The 18,949-nt window shown below is 70.2% G+C and carries 19 protein-coding genes and 1 tRNA gene; 12 read left to right on the top strand and 8 right to left on the bottom strand.

The window, feature by feature from the left end:
* Nucleotides 1-3: 3 nt before the first annotated feature.
* Genes paaC through BJ986_RS04350 form a run of 5 tightly spaced genes read left to right on the top strand, consistent with a single transcriptional unit; the run spans nt 4 to nt 4,755 of the window.
* Nucleotides 4-1,041, top strand: a complete 1,038-nt coding sequence (paaC, locus tag BJ986_RS04330; RefSeq protein ID WP_179420879.1) for a 1,2-phenylacetyl-CoA epoxidase subunit PaaC — start codon at nt 4-6, stop codon at nt 1,039-1,041.
* Entirely contained in the window at nt 1,038-1,556 is a 519-nt protein-coding gene (paaD, locus tag BJ986_RS04335; protein ID WP_337794822.1) for a 1,2-phenylacetyl-CoA epoxidase subunit PaaD, read from the top strand. Before paaC ends, paaD begins: the two co-directional genes overlap by 4 nt.
* Nucleotides 1,557-2,657, top strand: coding sequence for a 1,2-phenylacetyl-CoA epoxidase subunit PaaE (gene paaE / locus BJ986_RS04340; RefSeq protein ID WP_179420880.1), 1,101 nt, complete (start codon nt 1,557-1,559; stop codon nt 2,655-2,657).
* A 27-nt stretch (nt 2,658-2,684) separates the two neighbouring features.
* Nucleotides 2,685-3,863 (top strand): thiolase family protein, encoded by a 1,179-nt coding sequence (locus BJ986_RS04345; RefSeq protein WP_179420881.1) that lies wholly within the window; start codon nt 2,685-2,687, stop codon nt 3,861-3,863.
* Between the two features lie 34 nt (nt 3,864-3,897).
* Complete coding sequence (locus tag BJ986_RS04350) at nt 3,898-4,755, top strand: 3-hydroxyacyl-CoA dehydrogenase family protein (RefSeq protein WP_179420882.1); 858 nt, start codon at nt 3,898-3,900, stop codon at nt 4,753-4,755.
* Here BJ986_RS04350 and BJ986_RS04355 read toward each other — a convergent pair.
* On the bottom strand, nt 4,743-5,390 hold the full coding sequence (locus BJ986_RS04355) for a TetR-type transcription factor C-terminal domain-containing protein (RefSeq protein WP_179420883.1): 648 nt from the start codon (nt 5,388-5,390) through the stop codon (nt 4,743-4,745). The genes BJ986_RS04350 and BJ986_RS04355 overlap by 13 nt on opposite strands.
* Before the next feature lie 13 nt (nt 5,391-5,403).
* Complete coding sequence (locus tag BJ986_RS04360) at nt 5,404-6,654, bottom strand: D-arabinono-1,4-lactone oxidase (RefSeq protein WP_179420884.1); 1,251 nt, start codon at nt 6,652-6,654, stop codon at nt 5,404-5,406.
* 68 nt (nt 6,655-6,722) lie between these two features.
* Between BJ986_RS04360 and BJ986_RS04365 the strand changes: the two genes are divergently transcribed.
* Complete coding sequence (locus BJ986_RS04365) at nt 6,723-7,190, top strand: SRPBCC family protein (RefSeq protein ID WP_179420885.1); 468 nt, start codon at nt 6,723-6,725, stop codon at nt 7,188-7,190.
* 22 nt (nt 7,191-7,212) lie between these two features.
* Here the strand turns inward: BJ986_RS04365 and BJ986_RS04370 are convergent, their stop codons facing one another.
* Nucleotides 7,213-8,196 (bottom strand): NAD(P)H-binding protein, encoded by a 984-nt coding sequence (locus BJ986_RS04370; RefSeq protein ID WP_179420886.1) that lies wholly within the window; start codon nt 8,194-8,196, stop codon nt 7,213-7,215.
* Between the two features lie 105 nt (nt 8,197-8,301).
* Here BJ986_RS04370 and BJ986_RS04375 point away from each other — a divergent pair, with 105 nt between their 5' ends.
* From BJ986_RS04375 to BJ986_RS04395, 5 genes are all read left to right on the top strand, one after another.
* Nucleotides 8,302-8,922 carry a LysE family transporter gene (locus BJ986_RS04375; protein WP_179420887.1) on the top strand — a complete coding sequence of 207 codons (621 nt, stop codon included), beginning with the start codon at nt 8,302-8,304 and terminating at the stop codon, nt 8,920-8,922.
* A gap of 302 nt (nt 8,923-9,224) precedes the next feature.
* Nucleotides 9,225-10,091: a DMT family transporter gene (locus tag BJ986_RS04380; RefSeq protein ID WP_179420888.1), complete on the top strand. Its 867-nt coding sequence runs from the start codon at nt 9,225-9,227 to the stop codon at nt 10,089-10,091.
* 120 nt (nt 10,092-10,211) lie between these two features.
* On the top strand, nt 10,212-11,066 hold the full coding sequence (locus BJ986_RS04385; RefSeq protein ID WP_179420889.1) for an alpha/beta fold hydrolase: 855 nt from the start codon (nt 10,212-10,214) through the stop codon (nt 11,064-11,066).
* A gap of 128 nt (nt 11,067-11,194) precedes the next feature.
* Nucleotides 11,195-11,773 carry a TetR/AcrR family transcriptional regulator gene (locus BJ986_RS04390; protein WP_179420890.1) on the top strand — a complete coding sequence of 193 codons (579 nt, stop codon included), beginning with the start codon at nt 11,195-11,197 and terminating at the stop codon, nt 11,771-11,773.
* A 98-nt stretch (nt 11,774-11,871) separates the two neighbouring features.
* On the top strand, nt 11,872-12,885 hold the full coding sequence (locus BJ986_RS04395) for an NADP-dependent oxidoreductase (protein WP_179423473.1): 1,014 nt from the start codon (nt 11,872-11,874) through the stop codon (nt 12,883-12,885).
* Nucleotides 12,886-13,077: 192 nt separating this feature from the next.
* Here the strand turns inward: BJ986_RS04395 and BJ986_RS04400 are convergent.
* Nucleotides 13,078-13,158 (bottom strand) — tRNA-Tyr (locus BJ986_RS04400).
* 101 nt (nt 13,159-13,259) lie between these two features.
* Here BJ986_RS04400 and BJ986_RS04405 point away from each other — a divergent pair.
* Entirely contained in the window at nt 13,260-13,760 is a 501-nt protein-coding gene (locus BJ986_RS04405; protein WP_179420891.1) for a YajQ family cyclic di-GMP-binding protein, read from the top strand.
* An 84-nt stretch (nt 13,761-13,844) separates the two neighbouring features.
* Here BJ986_RS04405 and BJ986_RS04410 read toward each other — a convergent pair whose 3' ends face one another.
* The 4 genes from BJ986_RS04410 to htpX all read right to left on the bottom strand — a co-directional run bounded on the left by BJ986_RS04410 (nt 13,845) and on the right by htpX (nt 18,912).
* Nucleotides 13,845-14,804, bottom strand: a complete 960-nt coding sequence (locus BJ986_RS04410) for a serine/threonine-protein kinase (protein WP_179420892.1) — start codon at nt 14,802-14,804, stop codon at nt 13,845-13,847.
* Between the two features lie 183 nt (nt 14,805-14,987).
* Nucleotides 14,988-17,459 carry an aminopeptidase N gene (gene pepN / locus BJ986_RS04415; RefSeq protein ID WP_179420893.1) on the bottom strand — a complete coding sequence of 824 codons (2,472 nt, stop codon included), beginning with the start codon at nt 17,457-17,459 and terminating at the stop codon, nt 14,988-14,990.
* Nucleotides 17,460-17,545: 86 nt separating this feature from the next.
* Nucleotides 17,546-17,749, bottom strand: a complete 204-nt coding sequence (locus tag BJ986_RS04420) for a cold-shock protein (RefSeq protein ID WP_056924211.1) — start codon at nt 17,747-17,749, stop codon at nt 17,546-17,548.
* Nucleotides 17,750-18,024: 275 nt separating this feature from the next.
* Entirely contained in the window at nt 18,025-18,912 is an 888-nt protein-coding gene (gene htpX, locus BJ986_RS04425; protein WP_179420894.1) for a zinc metalloprotease HtpX, read from the bottom strand.
* Between the last annotated feature and the right edge of the window lie 37 nt (nt 18,913-18,949).

Consider the following 18,949-nt stretch of genomic DNA (forward strand, 5'->3'; position numbering starts at 1 on the left):
CCCATGCCCCAGAGCCCGCAGCCCCAGTCCCCGCAGCCCCAGACCCCGCAGCCCAACGGGCTGGACGCGATCCAGTCGGTGGCCGACGACCTCGTCCACCAGCCGTCCCATCCTGCGCCGGACCCGAACGACGCCCACGGCTCCGTCTACGACGGACTGCTCGGTGGCGACCCCTCGCACTGGGCCTTCGGCACCGACTTCGAGGACCCCTTGGCCGGGGTCGACACGACGATCCCCGACGGGGTCGACGCGACCGACCTCGGGACCTACTGCCTCATGCTCGCGGACGATGCCCTCATTGCCTCGCAACGGCTCTGCGAGTGGACCAGCCGCGCTCCCGACCTCGAGGACGACATCGCGCTGTCCAACATCGCCCTCGACCTGCTGGGCCAGGCCCGGCTGCTCCTGGCCCGGGCTGCGGCGGCAGACCCCACGCTCGTGCCGGCTCTGCCCGAGGGGTCGCCGGTGCCGCCGGAGGATGCCCTGGCGTTCTTCCGCGATGCCCGGCAGTTCCGCAACGTGCGCCTCGTCGAGCTCGACAACGGCGACTTCGCGGTGACGATCGTCAAGCTGCTGCTCAACTCGAGCGCGCGGATCGCCCTCTTCGAGCGACTGGTCGAGAGCCGGGACCACGTCCTCGCCGCGGTCGCGGCCAAGGGGGTCAAGGAGCTGACCTACCACCGTGACTACGCCGGCCGGTGGTTCCTCACCCTGGCCCGTGGCACGCAGGAGTCCCGGCGGCGACTCGACGCCGCCCTGATGAAGGTGTGGCCGCTGCAGGCCGAGCAGTTCACGACACACGAGGTCGAGGCCCGCGTGGCTGAGGCCGGCGTGGGCGTGGACCCCGCCGCGGTCGCCGACGACGTGTCCGTCGTCCTCGCGCAGGTGTTCGCCCTCAGCGGCGTCGAGCAGCCGACCGCCGCCCCGCTCGCCGCGATCCAGGGGCGCCAGGGCCGCGACGGCATGCACACGGAGGCCCTGAGCCGGATCGTCGGCGAGCTGCAGGTCGTCGCCCGGGCCCACCCCATGGGTCAGTGGTGACCGTGCGCCCGACCACCTCCCCCACCAGCCACGCGCTGGCCGTGGCCCGCACGGTGACCGACCCGGAGATGCCGATGCTGACCCTCGACGACCTCGGGGTGCTGCGCTCTGTCGAGGTGTCCGACACCGGGGCCGTGACGGTCGCGATCACCCCCACCTACACCGGCTGCCCTGCCATGGCGACCATGCGGGACGATCTCGTGCGGGTGCTGGGCGAGGCGGGCTACGACGACGTCAGCATCCGGGTGTCCCTCTCGCCGGCCTGGTCGAGCGACTGGATCACCGACCGCGGTCGGCAGGCCCTGGTCGACCACGGGCTGTCCGCCCCTGGTCCGGCGCCAGCGCGCTCCGGGCCGGTCGCCTTGTCCCTCAAGCCGATCCGGCGCGCGCTCCACTGCCCGCAGTGTGGCTCCGGATCGGTCGAGCTGACGTCCGAGTTCGGGCCGACCGCCTGCAAGGCGCTCTACCGCTGCTCGTCGTGCCTCGAGCCGTTCGAGCACGTGAAGGAGATCTGAGTGACCACCTCCACCGGCTCGCTGCTCCTGCCGAAACGGAGTCGCACCGCCCCCGTCTTCCACACCCTCACGGTCCACTCGGTCGAGCAGCTCACCGACGACGCGGTCGCCGTGAGCTTCGACGTGCCCGCCGAGCTCGCCGCGGCATACAGGTTCGAGGCGGGTCAGTCGCTGACGCTGCGGCGCACGATCGACGGGCAGGAGCACCGCCGCACCTACTCGATCTGCGCCGCTGTCGGCGATCGACCGCGCATCGGCGTCCGCGAGATCCCCGACGGACTCTTCTCGCGCTGGCTGGTCCACGAGGTCGGGCCGGGGACCGAGATCGAGGTGCAGACGCCGTCCGGGAGCTTCCGGGCCGACCCGTCGTCCGGCGGTCGGCACCTGTGCATCGCTGCGGGGTCCGGCATCACGCCGATGCTCTCCATCGCCAGCACGATGCTCGGCCACCCCGACGCCGAGGTGACCCTGATCTACGGCAACCGCACGACGGGTTCGGTGATGTTCGCCGAGGAGCTGGCCGACCTGAAGAACCGGCACGGGTCCCGCCTCCAGCTGATCCACGTGCTGTCCCGCGAGCCCCGCGACGTCGAGCTGTTCTCCGGACGCATCGACGCCGACCGGTTGCGCCGGTTGCTCGCACTGCTGGTGCCGGTCGAGGACATCGACGACGTGTGGCTGTGCGGACCGTTCGCCATGATCGGCGCCGCTCGGGAGGTGCTGGCCGAAGTGGGCGTGGCCGAGGACCGAGTGCACTTCGAGCTCTTCTACGTCGACGAGCCGCCACCGGAGCTGCACCGTGCCGACGCCGTCGTCGAGGGCGAGACCAGCGACGTCACGGTGGTGCTCGACGGGCTGAGCTCGACCACCCCGATGCCGCGCGGCCAGTCGATCCTGGATGCGGCCCAGGCCTCCCGCACGGATCTCCCGTTCGCCTGCAAGGGCGGGGTCTGCGGCACCTGCCGGGCCCTCGTGCGGGTCGGCGAGGTCGACATGCGGCGCAACTACGCCCTGGAGCAGGCCGAGGTCGAGCAGGGCTTCGTCCTCACCTGTCAGTCCTATCCCGTCAGCGACGCCGTGACCGTCGACTTCGATGCCTGACGTGCACCAGTCCCCGAGGAGCAGAGCATGACCGAGGCCTTCATCGTCGACGGAGTCCGCACCCCGATCGGCCGGTATGCCGGGGGGCTGGCTTCCGTGCGCCCCGACGACCTCGCGGCGCTGGTCGTGCGCGAGGCCGTCGCGCGGTCGGGCGTCGACCCCGAGCTCGTCGACGAGGTCGTGTTCGGCGCCGCCAACCAGGCGGGTGAGGACAACCGCAACGTCGCGCGGATGGCGCTCCTGCTCGCGGGACTGCCCCAGTCGGTGCCGGGCTTCACCGTCAACCGGCTCTGCGCCTCGGGGCTCACGGCGATCGCCACGGCACGCCAGATGATCGCCGCGGGTGACGCCGACGTCGTGGTCGCCGGCGGGGTCGAGTCGATGACCAGGGCGCCCTGGGTGACCGAGAAGCCCTCCAAGGCGTTCGCGCGGCCGGGAGCAACCTTCGACACCTCGATCGGGTGGCGGTTCACCAACCCGCGCTTCGACGCCGACACCACACTGACCATGCCGCAGACCGCCGAACGCGTCGCGCAGCAGTGGAACCTGACCCGGGAGGAGCTCGACTCCTTTGCGCTTCGCTCACACGAGCGGGCGCTGGACGCGATCAAGAACGGCCGGTTCGAGGCGGAGACCGTGCCAGTCCCGGTCGGGGACGGCGAGTTCACCACCGACGAGGGTCCGCGGGCCGACACCAGCCTCGAGCGGCTCGCGGCGCTGCGCCCACTGCACGGACCCGACGGGCTCGTCACGGCCGGTAACTCCAGCGGCCTCAACGACGGTGCTGCCGCCGTCGTGGTCGCGAGCGAGCGGTTCATCGTCGAGCACGGCCTGCAGCCGCGCGCCCGGGTCGTCGCGGCGGCCAGCGCGGGAGTTCCTCCGCAGATCATGGGAATCGGCCCCGTGCCCGCCAGCCGCAAGGCACTCGCGCGGGCCGGGTGGACGGTCGAGGACCTCGAGGCCGTCGAGCTCAACGAGGCCTTCGCCTCGCAGTCGATCGCGTGCATCCGTGACCTCGGGCTCGCGGAGGATGTGGTCAACTCCGACGGCGGCGCGATCGCGCTCGGCCACCCGCTCGGCTGCTCCGGCACCCGCATCGTCGTCACGCTGCTCGGCCGCCTGGAACGCGCGGGCGCCCACCGCGGCCTCGCGACCATGTGCGTCGGCGTGGGCCAGGGCAGCGCCCTCCTGCTCGAGCGTCCTTGACCTCCAACGCTTTCCTGCAACGAACGGAGCACCCATGACCGACTCCCCCATCGGCCTGCCCACCCGCGTCGGTGTCTACGGTGGTGGACGGATGGGCGCTGGCATAGCCCACACCTTCCTCGCGGCGGGGTGCACCGTCACGGTGGTGGAGAGCGACGACGACGCGGCGGACTCCGCCCGGGAGCGGGTCGTCACCAGCCTGGCCAAGGCCGCCGACCGCGGGGTCCTCGACGGCACCGTCGCCCAGGTCGCCGCCCGGCTGACCGCCACCGCGGACGGCGGGCTGCTGGGCGACAGTGACCTGGTCATCGAGGCCGTTCCCGAGGACGTCGAGCTCAAGCGCTCCGTCTTCGGACGGGTCGAGCAGGTCGCGCCGGAGGCGGTCCTGGCGACCAACACGAGCTCGCTGTCGATCGACGCCATCGCCGCCGGGCTCACGGCCCCCGAGCGGTTCATCGGTCTGCACTTCTTCAACCCGGTGCCCGCCAGCGACCTGGTCGAGGTGGTGGTGGGCAGCCGGACCACGCCCTCACTCGTCGGGCTGGCCGGCAGCTGGGTCGCCGCACTGGGCAAGACGGCGATCACGGTCAAGGACTCCCCGGGCTTCGCCAGCAGTCGGCTCGGCGTCGCCATCGCCCTCGAGGCCATGCGGATGGTCGAGGAGGGCGTCGCGACGGCCGCGGACATCGACACCGCCATGACCCTGGGCTACCGGCACCCGGTCGGGCCGCTCAAGACCACAGACATTGTCGGCCTCGACGTCCGCCTCGCCATCGCCGAACACCTGGCTCGCGAGCTGGGTCCGCGGTTCGAACCCCCTCAGCTGCTCCGTGACAAGGTGGCCGCCGGTGAGCTGGGTCGCAAGAGCGGGCGCGGCTTCTACGACTGGTGAGGCGGCGAGATCGACTGGTGAGGCGGCCCGATCGCCAGCCCGTCGAACGCGATCGTCGTGATTGCCTCGGACAGCTGTGCCCCGTCGACCCCACCACCCGCGCGGTGCCACTCGACGAGTGAGTTGACCATGCCGAACAGCAACCGGCTCACGAGCGCCGGTGGCACGTCGGTGCGCAGCGACCCCTCGTCGATGGCTTCCTTGACCAGCGCGGCGAGCCGCGCGTCGATCTCGCGGCGGCGGCGCAGCGCGTCGAGCTCGACCTCGCTGTTGCCACGGACCCGCAGCAGCAGGGTGACCGCGGGCTGGTGCTCGACGAGCACCTGGACGCTCCGGTGGACCGCCTGTCGGAGCCGCTCGTATGCCGTGCGCCCGGCGACGCCGCTGCTCGCCTCCTCGATCACCTGCGTCAGCGCGTCCAGGGCTTCGTCGAGGGCGAGGGACAGCAGGTGGGTCTTGCTCGGGACATGGTGGTAGATGGCGGACTTGGTGAAGCCGAGCTCCCGGGCGAGGTCGCCCATGCTGGTGCCTTCATAGCCCTGGTCGTTGAAGAGCTCGACCGCGCGGCGCAGCACCGTCTCCTGGTCGTAGCCGGGACGCCCACGCCGGGCGCTCCCTGGTGCCGGTTCGCTCACGCTGGCCAGACTCTCACAGGGCCTGGGCTGTGCCGATCACCCTGTCGAGGAAGGCGTTGCCGAACTTGCCGCCCGGATCGGCCGTGGCCCGCAGCCGCCGGAAGTCATCCCAGCGCGGGTACGACGGGGCGAGGTCCTCGGCCGCCGCCACGAAGCACTTGCCCCAGTGCGGGCGGGCCCCCAGCGGCAGCAGGGCCGCCTCGATGGCTGGCAGCACGGCATACACGCCGGGCTCGTCGAGGTGCCAGGTGAAGTGGAACCCCACGGTTGCTCGTCGGTAGGAGCTGCTCAGCCACAGCTCGTCGCTGGCCACCGTGCGGATCTCGACAGTCTGCAGGAGGGGAGCGATGCGCGGCTCCAGCCACCGCAGGGCCGCCAGTGCGTCCAGCGCCACGGAGCGGTCCACGAGGTACTCGCTCTGCAGCTCCTCACCGCGGCTGGGGGTGAAACCGCCGCGGAAGTGCGGCAGCCGGTCGAGCCAGGGCCCCGCCTCCCCGCTCTGGTCGGTGACGGCCTCGGTCGGGGCACCGTCGAGCGGGTGCACCGGCCCGGGGTGGCGGGGCGCACCGTGCAGGTCAGCGGGGCTCTCGTGCGACCGGCTCTTGCGCCAGACCTGCAGCACCCCGCGCTCATCGAGCCGGGTGAACAGGCTGACGCTGTCGGCACTGCTCGTGATGGCGTCGAACTCCGCCTCGAGCACGGGCCAGGGCAGGCCGGTGTAGACGTCCTGGCGCATGGTGTAGCTGGGTTCGACGTCGAGCGTGAGCCGGGTGACGATGCCGAGCGCCCCCAGGGCGACGACACTGCCCTCGAACTGTTCGTCACCGCGGGCCACCGTGCGCAGCTCGCCGTCGGACCCGACCAGCTCGATTGCTGCGACTGCCCCGGCCAGGGATCGGAGCCCGTCACCCGAACCGTGGGTGCCGGTGGCCGCGGCACCGGCGACCGAGATGTGCGGCAAGGATGCCAGGTTGGCCAGGGCCCAGCCCCGCGCCTCGATCGCGGTGGCCACCGTGGCGTAGTCCTGGCCGGCGCCCACGGTCACCGTGCGAGCCGTCTCGTCCAGAGTCACCTCCTCGGGCAGCCCGGACAGCCCGACGAGTATGCCGTCGGTGTCGGCCAGCTCCGTGAACGAGTGCCTCGACCCGACGGCCCGGACCCGTTCGGCGGAGCCGACGAGCTCCTGGAGCTCTGCGGTGCTCGTGGGTCGCGCGATCTCCTGGGCGCGATAGGTGACGTTGCCCGCCCAGTTCTGCTCGACCATGCGACCAGTCTGTCGCGGCGCGGTCAGTCCGGCGCGCCGGGCGGGTGCGCATGGACCACACTCGGTGCATGTCTGTCTTCTCGGCCTCGAAGAGGTCCACCGCCGACGTGGCCTACCCCCGGGACGCCGTGTGGGCGGTCCTGACCGACGCCAGCCAGGTCGCGAAGCTGACGCCGATGGTGCGGTCGATCGAGGACCACGGCGAGACCTGGCTATGGAAGCTCGCGCCCATCGAGGTTCTCGGCAAGAGCATCGGGGTCGCCTTCACCGAGCGGATGGACTTCACGCCGCGCGAGCGGATCACCTACACCCATGCTCCACGGGGCCAGGAGCGCGCCGGTGTCGAGGGCGTGTACGTCCTCGCCGACCGCGGTGACGGGACCCGGCTCTCAATCGAGCTGCGCGTCGACGTCGACCTGCCGTTCCCGAGGCTCGCCAAGCCGGCCGTCCAGGCGTCGATGCAGGCGGTCATCGCGGCGATGGGCGCAGGGTTCGCGCGCAACCTCGAGCGTCGGCTCAAGGCCGGGCACAACTGACTCAGCGCGCCCGACTCCTGACTCAGCGGACCACCACGCCGACCCAGGGCGGGTCGGACGTCAGTGGGCCGATGATGTCGCGATCGCGGTCGGGCACGTCCTCGTCGGGGACCGCCAGGGCTCGGTCGAGCGCTTCCTCGACCGGGGTGAGCGCATGGCCCGGCGGCAGCAGCTCGTCGACGAAGTCCTGCCCCCGACAGACCATGTCGTGGCGCAGGCTCTCGACCAGCGACTGGACCGTGCGAGCCGGCGCACGCGTGAGGATCGGCGCGAGCCTCGACACCAGGCCCGTCGGCAGGCCGGGGACGCTCACCTGGATCCGCCGCAGACCGGCGCGGTCTGCGTAGAGCCGCAGCAACGCGGCATACGCCATCCGCTCGCCGCTGCCGAGGTCGAAGGCGCGGCTGCGTGGCGGGGCCTTCAGGGCACCGACCAGTGCGGTGAGCACGTCGGTCACGGCCACGGGCTCGACGTGGGTGTCCATCCAGCGGGGCAGCACCTGCACGGGCAGCCGATCGCTCATCTGACGCATGATCTCGAACGACGTCGAACCGCTGCCGACCACCATCGCGGCGCGCAGCGCCAGGGTCGGCACCCCGGAGTCGGTGAGGACCTGCTCGACCTCGAGCCGTGACCGCAGGTGCGGTGACAGGTCACCCTCGGGGACGTCGGGGACCAGGCCGCCGAGGTAGACGATGCGCTCGAGTCCCGATCGGACGGCAGCGTGCGCTGCGTTGTAGGCGCCCTCGCGGTCGCAGGTCGCGAAGTCGTCACCACCGAGGCCGTGGACCAGGTAGACCAACGCCTCGGCGCCCACGCACGCCGCTCGCACCGCAGGCCTGTCGAGGACGTCCATCTCGACGACATCGACCTGGTCCGACCACCAGAAGCGCCCGGCCGATGAGATGTCGGTGAAGGTCGCCGTGACCGTGTGTCCCTCGGCGAGCAGGGCCGGCACGAGGCGACTGCCGACATACCCTCCAGCGCCCATCACGACGACCCGCACGACGCCTCCCTCCGGCCTGCGGCGGGCGCCACTGCCACGCGCCACCGTACGCGTCGCCGTCAGCAGGGCACCCGTCGCAGCACGACGCGGCTAGAGTGTGCCGCCGTGTCCTGGTCCGTGTGGTTCACCCTGCTCGCTGCAGCGGTGCTGATCTCGTTGACTCCGGGCGCGGGCGCGGTCAACACGATGTCCAACTCCATCGGCTCGGGCTGGGCGCGCTCGATCTGGGGCATCCTCGGCCAGCAGCTCGCCCTGCTGGTGCACATCGCCGTCGTCGCCGCGGGGGTTGGTGTCCTGGTGGCCAGCTCGCCGCTGCTCTTCACGGTCATCCGCTATGCCGGCGCGGCGTACCTGGTCCTGCTCGGCGTGCGGCAGCTGCGCGCCCAGCCCCAGCCAGTGGACCCCGAGGACCCTGGTGCCCCGGTGTCCCCCTGGGCGATGGCGCGCCAGGGGTTGTTGGTCAACCTCACCAACCCCAAGGCGGTCGTCTTCTTCCTTGCCTTCACGCCGCAGTTCATCCGGGCAGACCGCCCGCTGGCGACCCAGTACTGCGTGTTGGCGGCCACGGTCGTCGTCGTCGACATCCTCGTGATGTGGTTCGTCTTCGCCGTCGCCGCGCGCGGACTGCGACGGCTGACCCGCAGCGCGGAGGGACAGCTACGGCTCAACCGCATCTTCGGTGGCCTCTTCGTCGGCGTCGGCGCACTGCTCGCCTCGGTCCACTGACGACGTGGCGAACGCGGACGTGGCGGACGGGGACGCGGCGAACGGGGACGCGGCGTGCGGCACTCCGCCCGAGAGGCTGGAGTGCGAAGGCCATGATCGTGGGCCACTCTGACTCGCGGAATCTGGCGTGCGGACCGAAGATGGGGAGACGAAAGGTTAGTCTGACGGCCCGCAGCCGACACCAAATCCTGTCGGTCATGGCGACGGTGCTGTCCAGGGAAGGATGCTCACTTGCGGTCTGCGACTAGGACCCTTTCGCCCCCGTCGAGGCTGATGGTCGACGTGGGCCCTGGCTGGTCGCCGTGAACTACCCTCTGGTGGTCGCAGCGAGCCTGGCGTCCACAGTGTTCTTCGCCGTCTCGACGGTGCTGAAGCATCACAGCGCGGCGACGCTTCCGGCGACCCGGGGAGGATCCGCGGCCCGTGCGCGTCGCTTCGTCGCGTCGACGGTCAGCAGCCCGTGGTGGCTCGGCGGCATGGCAGCAGATGCCGGCGGGCTCGGACTGCAGGCATTCGCACTGCACATCGGTGCTGTCTCCGTCGTCCAGCCGCTCCTCGTCACCTCGTTGCTCACCTCGTTGCTCATGAGCCACCTCACCACCCGTACCCGGGTCACGAATCGCGAACTGCGGTGGGGGGCGCTTCTGGTGCTCGCGATCGTCGGCTTCCTGACCGTGTCTGGCGCATCCTCACCCCACCTCCAGCACCAGGCCCCTGACCGAGGTGCTGCAGCCATCTCCGGCGGCCTGGCGGTACTGCTCGCCATCTCGTGCGTGGTCGTGGCTCGGCGCGTTCCTTCCGGGCGCCGGGCGGCCCTGCTGGCCACCGCGGTGGGCACGTTATATGCGTTCACCGCGGTGCTCATCAAGGCAGTCACCGAGGTCCTGGCCACCAAGGGGCTCTGGTCGATGCTGACGAGCTGGCAGCTCCTGGTCCTCCTCACCTGCGGGGCCGCCGGTCTGCTCATGGCCCAGATGGCGTTCCGGGCCGGACCGCTGCACACCAGCCTTCCGATCATCGCCACCGTCGATCCCCTGCTGAGCGTGGCCTTGGGCGTGGTCGTCTACGACGAACAGCTCAGGTCCACCCCCGGCGCGGTCGTGGCGCAGGCCCTGCTCCTGGTCGGCCTGGCCATCGCCGTGTTCAAGCTGAGTCGACTCGAGCACTGAGCGCCAGCCCCCGGGGGCTCTGGCGCCATGGTCCGTGCAGCGCCGGCACTGATGCGCTCTTTGCTCTTTTTGCCTGTCGGTCGTAATCTTACGTCCATCAGTCAATAAGGAGTCCTGTCCATGAGCAGCAACGAACCCGTCATCACTTCCTATGCCGCAGCGCCGGCCCGCACCGTCACCACCCGGGGCGCCACGTACGCCTACCGTGAGCTCGGCCCGAGGGGCGGCATCCCGGTCGTCTTCTTCGTGCACCTGGCGGCGACCCTGGACAACTGGGACCCGCGGATCGTCGACGCGATCGCGAATAGCCGACACGTCATCACCTTCGACCAGCGGGGCGTCGGCGCCTCGCCGGGAAGGGTCCCCGACACGATCGAGGAAGCTGCCGACCACGCCTACGAGTTCATCACTGCCCTGGGGTTCGACAAGGTCGACGTGTTCTCGTTCTCGATGGGCGGCATGATCGCCCAGGACCTGGTCGTCAAGCATCCCGATCTGGTCCGCAGGCTCGTCCTGACCGGCACCGGACCTCGCGGCGGCAAGGACATGGACAAGGTCGTCGGCGTGACCTACTGGGACATCCTGCGCGCGACCCTGACCCGGTCGGACCCCAAGGAGTTCCTGTTCTTCAACCGCAACGCGGCCGGCAAGGCAGCCGGCAAGGCGTTCGTGAAAAGGCTGGAGGAGCGCACCGCGGACCGCGACAAGCCGATCGGGGTCAGGGCCTTCCAGACCCAGCTGAAGGCGATCCAGAGGTACGGGCGCTCTGCTCCCTCGGACCTCTCCCGGTTCACCCAGCCGACCCTGATCGCCAACGGTGATCACGACCGGATGGTGCCGTCGGTGCTCTCCGAGGGCCTCCACCGCCGGATCAAGGGCAGCGAGCTGGTCATCTACCCCGACTCGGGCCACGGGGGCATCTTCCAGTTCCACGAGGAGTTCGCACCCCTCGCGGCAGCGTTCCTCGCCGACTGACTCCTCGCCATTCCTTGCCGGGCGCCTGGCAAGGAATGGCTGACCGACGTTCGCGTTATAACTGTCGATCGACCTACAATGGAACTGATGCCCGCCCGGGCAGGCGTGGACCTGGACAGGAGCACCCCTTGGCGCGGTACAACAAGGAGCACAAGGAAGCGACCCGGAAGCGGATCATCGAGACCGCCGGCCGTCGCTTCAAGCAGGACGGCATCGACGGCTCCGGCATCGCCACCCTGATGGCTGATGCCGGCCTGACCAACGGTGCTTTCTACGCGCACTTCGACTCCAAGGACGCCCTCGTGGCGACCGTGGTCGGCGAGGAGCTCGGACGCCAGGCGAAGGAGTTCGCGGAGCTCCCGCCGGGACGAGCCGGGCTGGAGGCGTTCGTCGACTGGTACCTGTCGCGGGACCATCGTGAGCACCCCGAGGCGGGCTGCCCCTCGGCGGCTTTGCTCGACGAGATCGGCCGGACCGACACGGAGGCGAAGCGGGCGTACACCAAGGGGGCAAAGGCGATCCTCGACGAGATCAGCGTCCGCCTGGCCCCCGAGGACCCCGACTCCGCGCGCGGCACCGCCCTAGCTCTCTTCACGATGATGGTCGGCACCATGCAGCTTGCGCGTGCGGTGTCCGACCGGAGACTCTCCAACGCCGTTCTCGAGGAGGGAATCCGGTCCGCTCACGCCATGCTCGCCAACGCCTGAGGCGCCTCGGTGCGTTTGTTATTATGGTCGTACTGTGATGAACTGATGACGTTTCCATGGCGCTCCCAGCGGAGCGAGACACTGCGAAGGTGGTTGACATGTTGGCGTTCGTCGTCGAGAAGTACGGGGAGGACGGCCTGCGCGCCGCCGACGTGCCCGAGCCCGGGGTCGGCGAACGCGACGTCCTGGTCCGCGCTGCCGCGGCGAGCATCAACCCCCTGGACAAGCTGGTGCGCAACGGCGAGTTCAAGCAGCTCCTGAAGCACAAGCGGCCCTTCACGCTCGGCCACGACGTGGCGGGTGTGGTGACGCAGGTGGGCACCAAGGTGCGGGACTTCAAGGTCGGTGACGAGGTGTACGCCCGTCCGCGCGACTACCGGATCGGGACCTTCGCCGAGCTGATCGCGATCGACCAGGACGACGTCGCGCCCAAGCCCGCGTCCCTGACTCTCCAGGAGGCTGCTGCGGTCCCACTGGTGGCGCTGGCCGCCTGGCAGATCCTCGTGGAGCGCGCCGAGGTCCAGCCCGGTCAGAAGGTCCTCGTCCACGCGGGCGCCGGCGGTCTGGGTTCCACCGTCGTCCAGCTGGCCAAGCACCTCGGGGCCACCGTTGCGACCACCACAGGCACTGCCACCGTGGAGCTGGTCAGGAGCCTCGGCGCGGACGTCGTCGTGGACTACACCCAGGAGGACTTCGCCGAGGTGCTGTCCGGGTACGACCTCGTGATCGACTCCCTCGGCGGGGACAACCTCGCCAGGTCGCTCACGGTGCTGAAACCCGGCGGGCGTGCGATCGGCGTCGCCGGTCCCCCGGACTCCGGGTTTGCCAAGCAGCTCGGCGGCCCGGGCATCCTCGGCCTGGTCATGAACGCCATCAGCCGCAAGGTGCGCAGGAAGGCGAAGGCCCTGGGCGTCAGCTACGAGTTCTTCTTCATGCACGCCAGCGGGTCCCAGCTACGCACCCTCGGGGCCCTCTATGACAGCGGTGCCCTGCGGCCGGTGATCGACTCCGTGTTCCCGTTCGAGCAGACGCTCGAGGCGATGGCGTACGTCGAGCAGGGCCGCACCAGGGCCGGCAAGGTCGTGGTCGCGATGAACGTCGCCGACAGCTGAGTCACCGCCTCCCTGTCGCGTGATCAGGAGAGGCCGACGACATCGGGCTGCCGTGGGCTCTGGTCGCCAAGCGCCCTTACAACCTCCACCGTAGAAGTCCGCTCAAGACCGCCGGCAGCCGGACGCGGTCTAGAACGGCGAAGGGCCCCTGACCGGCATGCATGCTGGTCAGGGGCCCTCTCGTGCACTGGGTGGCAGGTGAAGGATTCGAACCTTCGAAGCTTTCGCGATGGATTTACAGTCCACTCCCATTGGCCGCTCGGGCAACCTGCCTGGGTGCGCGTGGAAGGATAGCAAGGACACCCACGAATGCCGAAACCGGTAGCCGTCCCACCGGGCGACTGTCGCGTGACGGCCAGGAAGGACTCGCCACCATGGCCGACAGCTCGTTCGACATCGTCAGCAAGATCGACCACCAGGAGGTCGCCAACGCCCTCAACAGCGCCGCGCGCGAGGTGGCGACCCGCTACGACTTCAAGAACGTCGGCGCCTCGATCGAGGCCAGCGGGGAGGACAAGGTGATCATCAAGGCGAACACCGAGGAGCGCGCGAACGCCGTCCTCGACGTCTTCCAGACCTGGCTGGTCAAGCGCAAGGTCTCGCTCAAGCACCTCGACATCCCGGAGCGCGGCCCGCAGCTGTCCGGCAAGGAGTACCGCCTCGAGATCGGCCTCCAGGAAGGCATCTCGCAGGAGAACGCCAAGAAGGTCGGCAAGATCATCCGCGACGAGGGCCCGAAGTCGGTCAAGTCGCAGATCCAGGGCGACGAGCTGCGCGTCACCAGCAAGTCGCGCGACGACCTGCAGGCCGTGCAGGCCCTGCTCAAGAGCAAGGACGACCTGGACTTCGCGATCCAGTTCACCAACTACCGCTGAGCCCTTGGCGGCTCACCCGCCGCCAAGACGCAGGTATGCCGCCGTCCCCGGCCGGGGACGGCGGCACACCTGGCTTTGACGGGGCTAGGCGCCCGGTTCGCTCTGGATGGCCAGGGTTGGGCCACCCAGGTCGGGAAAACGGATGACCGAGCCGTCCGTGTCGGGCGCGTCGTCCTCGGCCCAGCTGTCGAGCGCGCTGGCGAGGCCGAGCGCCAGCCCGGCCATCTCGTGGTCGCCGATGCCGACACGCGAGGCGACCTCGCGCGCGTTGGCCGGACGGTCCGCGGGTTCCTTCGCCAGGCAGTCACGAACCAGCGACGCGAGGTCCTCGGGCACGCCGTCCGGCAGTGGCGGGGGTGGCTCGGTGACGTGGCTGAGTGCAGTGGCGACAGGGGTACCCCGGTCGAACGGCTTCCTGCCCGAGAGCATCTCGTGGGCGACCACACCCAGGGCATAGAGATCGCTGGCGCCGGTCGCGGCCGCACCCATGGCCTGCTCGGGGCTGAGGTAGTGCGGCGTGCCGAGCATCTCGCCGGCCCTGGTGTGACCAGCGGCGTCCAGAGCGCGCGCGATCCCGAAGTCGGTGAGCTTCACCAGCCCGTCGGGGCGCACCAGGACGTTGGCCGGCTTCACGTCGCGGTGGATCACGCGGGCCTCGTGGGCGACGCCCAGGGCGAGCGCAGCCTGTCCCACGAGGGAGCGCACCTCCGCCGGGTCGAGGGGGCCGCGGCGCTTGAGGAGCAACGACAACGGCTCACCCTTGACGAGCTCCATCACGAGGAAGGCCAGTCCGTCGTCCTCGCCGTAGTCGAACAGCGTCGCGATGTTGGGGTGCAACAGCGCGGCCGAATGGACGGCCTCGTCACGGAACCGCAGCGCGAAGAGCTCCTCGTGGCCGGTGTCGGGACGCATGACCTTCACGGCCACGGTGCGCCGCAGGACCGTGTCGGTGCCGGCCCAGACGTCGGCCATGCCGCCGGAGGCGATCCGGACCCCGAGCTCGTACCGGCCGCCTAGCGTGTCACCTTCGTTGAGTCGGTTCATCCTGGGATATCCACCCATGCCTCCGTAGACGGAGGTGAACGTCAACTGACATCGCAAAAGCCCTCGCCACCGACGATGGTATCCCCGAAACCGCTGTCGCGCGCACTTGAGCGCAGGACGACTTGTCCTCGGACTTGCCTTCTGACCTGCACAGACGCCGAGAAGGGGCTCGTCAGGGGGCCCTCAGCCGAAGGTCGCCCGCGACCGCAGCGCCTCCCGGAGCTCGGACTCGGCGTCGACCACGCTCCGGCGCACCGCCACGCTGAGCCGGCCGCTCGCGACCGCCGCAGCGCTGAGCTCGGCGGTGGTCGCCTCGACGATCCGCGCCGGGTAGGCCAGGGTCGCGACCCGGGCGAGGGCGTCCTCCCCGACCCAGGCGGTCATGGCGGGGACCTCAGCGAAGTACCGCTCGACGTAGGGGCGCACCACGTCGAGGTCCGCGGCGAGCCAGAAGCCCTGCGCCAGTGCGTTCAGCTCGTAGTTGGAGCGCGTCCGGTTGGTCGTGAGCTCGGCCCAGGCCCACGCCTTCGCTTCCCGATCCGGCAGCGCCGCGGTCGCGGACAACGCGTGGAGCCGACCCTGCAGGGTGTCGTCCTCGGCGCGCCGCGCTTCGACGAAGCCGCGGTCGACCTGACCGCGGGAGGCGAGGTTCCGCACCGCGATCCAGCCGAAGTCCGAGTCCGCCTCCAGCCCCGAAGGCCGCTCCAGGCCTGCGGCCCAGGCGCGCAGCAGGGACTCGTCGTCCGTCGACCGGGCGACGGTCCGGGCGGCCACGAGGGCACGCGTCGACCCCAGCGGGGCGGACCGGAGAAGCTGCCCGGCCGCGTCCGCCACCACCCGTTCGGCCCAGGCCTGCTCGTCCGGCGGCAGGAAGGTCGGGATGAACCGGGACAGCAGGGCGAGGGAGGTCCGGCTCAGCACCGAGCCGTTGTCCTCGGCAGGCCAGGCGTTGCCGAAGGTCCGGACGAGCACGCGCGGGTCGACCGTCCCGAGGCAGACGCCGTCGAGGAGGGCGATCCAGACGACAGCCCGGGCCTGGGGGTCCGGCACCGCCGCCAGAGCCGTGGGGACCGCTTCGACAGAGGCAGGGTCGAGCGTCACGGTGGCCCAGGTGAGGTCGGCGGCGTTGGGCACGACCAGGTCGGCTGACGGGGCCTCACGCAACGCCTCGACCGTGGTGCGGTCCTGGGTCACGGTCACCGGGATGCGAAAGACCTCCACGCCGTCGGTGAACCCCGCGACGTCCATCGTGTGGGGGCGATCCGCGGGAAACTGTTCCGGCACAGTCCGATCGATGACACCTGTCGACGGGTCCACCGAGATCACGTCGAGCCCGGCCGTGAGCAGCCAGGCCTTGCTCCAGGCTGCCAGCGACCGGCCGGACGCGCGCTCCATGGACCCCAGGAAGTCCGCCAGCGTGCCATTGCCGAAGGAGTGCTCGCGCAGGTGCGCCGACACCCCGGCGATGAAGGCCTCGTCACCGATGTGGGCGATCAGCTGGCGCAGCGTGGCGGCTCCCTTGGCGTACGAGATGCCGTCGAAGTCCTGAAGCGCCGCCTGGGTGTCGAGGGCGGCTCCCCCGGCGACCGGGTGCGTCGACGGGGTGCGCTCGGCGGCATACCCCCAAGCCTTGCGGGCCATCGTCGAGTCGATCCACGCGTCGGTGAACTCCGTGGCGTCCACGCAGGTGCGGTGCGACATGTACTCGGCGAAGGACTCGTTGAGCCACAGGTCGTCCCACCACCGCATCGTGACGAGGTCCCCGAACCACATGTGGGCCATCTCGTGCGTGATGGTGTTGGTGCGGGAGAGCACCTCGTCGCGCGCGGCGGCCCCGCGGAAGATCATCGTGTCGCGGAACGTCACGCAGCCGGGGTTCTCCATCGCGCCCGCGTTGAACTCCGGCACGAAGACCTGGTGGTACTCCCCGAACGGGTACCGGATCCCGAAGAGCGAGTGGTAGTAGTCGAAGCTCGCCTTGGTCACCTCGAGCATCTGCGGCGCCTCCCGCTCCAGGTGCTCCCTGAGCGAGGCCCGGGCGTGCAGCCCGAGCGGTATGCCGTCGTGCTCGTCGCGCACGGAGGCGTAGGGCCCCGCGCAGACCGTGACGAAGTACGTTGCCAGTGGCTGCGTCCGCGCCAGCTCCCACCTCCCGGGCCCGACCTGGGTCGCCGCGCCGTTGCCGAGCACGATCCACCCCTGCGGGGCGGCGACGGTGACGACGTAGGGCGCCTTGAGGTCGGGCTGGTCGAAACAGGCGAACACCCGTGGTGCGGCGTCGAGGAAGAGGTGGCCGTAGACGTAGTGCTCACCATCGGCCGGGTCGACCGCCCGGTGCAGTCCCTGGCCGTCTCGGCTGTAGGTCATCACCGCGTCGGCCTCGAGGACGTTCTCGGCCTTCAGACCGGTGAGCTCGATCCGCCCGTCACGCAGGCCCGACACGTCGACCGGCGAGCCGTTGAGCACCAGCGAGCGCAGCTCGGAGGGCAACACGTCCAGGAACGTGGACTGCCCGGGCGTCGTGCAGGAGAAGGTGATCCGCACGCGCGAGTCGAAGCTCTCCGCACCCCGGTCGAGGTCGAGTGTGACCTCCATCCGCGTCACGTCGATGAGGGTGGATCGCTCGCGGGCTTCGGCGCGGGTGAGGGCGGGCATGTGCTCGATTCAACCAGCCGCTGGGAACGCCGAAGCCCCCGGCCGCAGGGCCGGGGGCTTCGATCTGGTTCAGAGGGTGAAGCAGGTCAGATGACCGTGACCTTCTCCGCCTGGGGACCCTTCGGGCCCTGCGTGATGTCGAACTCCACGCGCTGTGCCTCGTCGAGCGAGCGGTAGCCGCCGGACTCGATCGCGCTGTAGTGAACGAAGACGTCGGCGCCGCCGCCGTCCTGCTCGATGAAGCCGAAGCCCTTCTCAGCGTTGAACCACTTCACTGTTCCCTGTGCCATGGGATAACTCTTTTCCTAATTGGCCGATGTGGCCGCGGATGCGGACCACCAGCTGCGACATCACCACGACACGGAATACACCGCTTACGGAAAAGGCCCGCGCTCCGGCGGGCCCACTCACACGAGGAACTGCAACTGCGACCATGGTAACGCGTATCGCCTGGACTTTCATTCCCAGCCCTCCGCGAGTCGTGCGGGGGGCTGGGACGGGCTCGTCCCGGAGCACGGGACGTGCGCGTCCCGGAGCACGGGACGTGCGCGTCAGCAAGGGCGCCTCAGCGCTGGCGGAAGCCGTAGGCCTGCTGCTCGAGCCGGGCGATCCGCTCGGACATCGGCGGGTGCGTGGAGAAGAACCGCGACACGTCCTGCGGGCGGAACGGGTTGGCGATCATCATGTGGCTGGAGTTCTGGATCGCCGGTGTCGGCTGCAGGGGCGCCCGGGCCACGCCGACCTCGAGCTTGCGCAGGGCGGACGCCAGTGCCAACGGGTCCCCGGTGAGCTTGGCGCCGTCCTCGTCCGCGTCGTACTCGCGGGTGCGGCTGATCGCCATCTGGATCAGCATCGCCGCGAACGGCGCGAGCAGGGCCATCGCCAGCAGCGCGATGGGGTTCGGGCGGTCCTCGTCGTTGCCGCCACCGCCGAAGATGCCTGCGAACATGAGCATCTGGGCCACCGAGGTGATGATGCCGGCCACCGCGGCCGCCACCGAACCGGTGAGGATGTCGCGGTTGTACACGTGCATCAGCTCGTGTCCGAGGACGCCTCGCAGCTCGCGCTCGTCGAGCAGCCCGAGGATCCCCTCCGTGCAGCACACCGCAGCGTGCTCGGGGTTGCGGCCGGTGGCGAAGGCATTGGGCGCTGCGGTGGGACTGATGTAGAGCTTGGGCATCGGCTTGCCCGCGGCGGTGGAGAGCTCGCGCACGATCCGGTACATCACCGGCGCCTGGGCCTCGCTCACCGGATAGGCGTGCATCGCCTTGATCGCGAGCTTGTCGGAGTTCCAGTAGCCGTAGGCGGTCATCCCGACGCCGAACAGGGCGAACAGCCAGATGAAGCCAGGTCTGCCGGTGGAGCTCGCGATGAGGCCACCGATGGCCAGGAGGAGCGCGAAGATCCCCCCGAAGAGGGCTGCTGTCTTGAGCCCGTTGAAATGGTTGTGCATGTCAGCCTCAACGCTCCCTCCAGTGCTGGCGTTCCCG

It is taken from the genome of Pedococcus badiiscoriae (assembly GCF_013408925.1).
GTDB classification, from domain to species: domain Bacteria; phylum Actinomycetota; class Actinomycetes; order Actinomycetales; family Dermatophilaceae; genus Pedococcus; species Pedococcus badiiscoriae.

What these genes read in the sequence shown, in the direction of transcription:
- paaC (WP_179420879.1), top strand. Translation starts at nt 4, where the DNA reads ATGCCCCAGAGCCCGCAGCCCCAGTCCCCGCAGCCCCAGACCCCGCAG.
- BJ986_RS04345 (WP_179420881.1), top strand. Translation starts at nt 2,685, where the DNA reads ATGACCGAGGCCTTCATCGTCGACGGAGTCCGCACCCCGATCGGCCGG.
- BJ986_RS04350 (WP_179420882.1), top strand. Translation starts at nt 3,898, where the DNA reads ATGACCGACTCCCCCATCGGCCTGCCCACCCGCGTCGGTGTCTACGGT.
- BJ986_RS04360 (WP_179420884.1), bottom strand. Translation starts at nt 6,654, where the DNA reads ATGGTCGAGCAGAACTGGGCGGGCAACGTCACCTATCGCGCCCAGGAG.
- BJ986_RS04365 (WP_179420885.1), top strand. Translation starts at nt 6,723, where the DNA reads ATGTCTGTCTTCTCGGCCTCGAAGAGGTCCACCGCCGACGTGGCCTAC.
- BJ986_RS04385 (WP_179420889.1), top strand. Translation starts at nt 10,212, where the DNA reads ATGAGCAGCAACGAACCCGTCATCACTTCCTATGCCGCAGCGCCGGCC.
- BJ986_RS04395 (WP_179423473.1), top strand. Translation starts at nt 11,872, where the DNA reads ATGTTGGCGTTCGTCGTCGAGAAGTACGGGGAGGACGGCCTGCGCGCC.
- BJ986_RS04405 (WP_179420891.1), top strand. Translation starts at nt 13,260, where the DNA reads ATGGCCGACAGCTCGTTCGACATCGTCAGCAAGATCGACCACCAGGAG.
- BJ986_RS04410 (WP_179420892.1), bottom strand. Translation starts at nt 14,804, where the DNA reads ATGAACCGACTCAACGAAGGTGACACGCTAGGCGGCCGGTACGAGCTC.
- pepN (WP_179420893.1), bottom strand. Translation starts at nt 17,459, where the DNA reads ATGCCCGCCCTCACCCGCGCCGAAGCCCGCGAGCGATCCACCCTCATC.
- BJ986_RS04420 (WP_056924211.1), bottom strand. Translation starts at nt 17,749, where the DNA reads ATGGCACAGGGAACAGTGAAGTGGTTCAACGCTGAGAAGGGCTTCGGC.
- htpX (WP_179420894.1), bottom strand. Translation starts at nt 18,912, where the DNA reads ATGCACAACCATTTCAACGGGCTCAAGACAGCAGCCCTCTTCGGGGGG.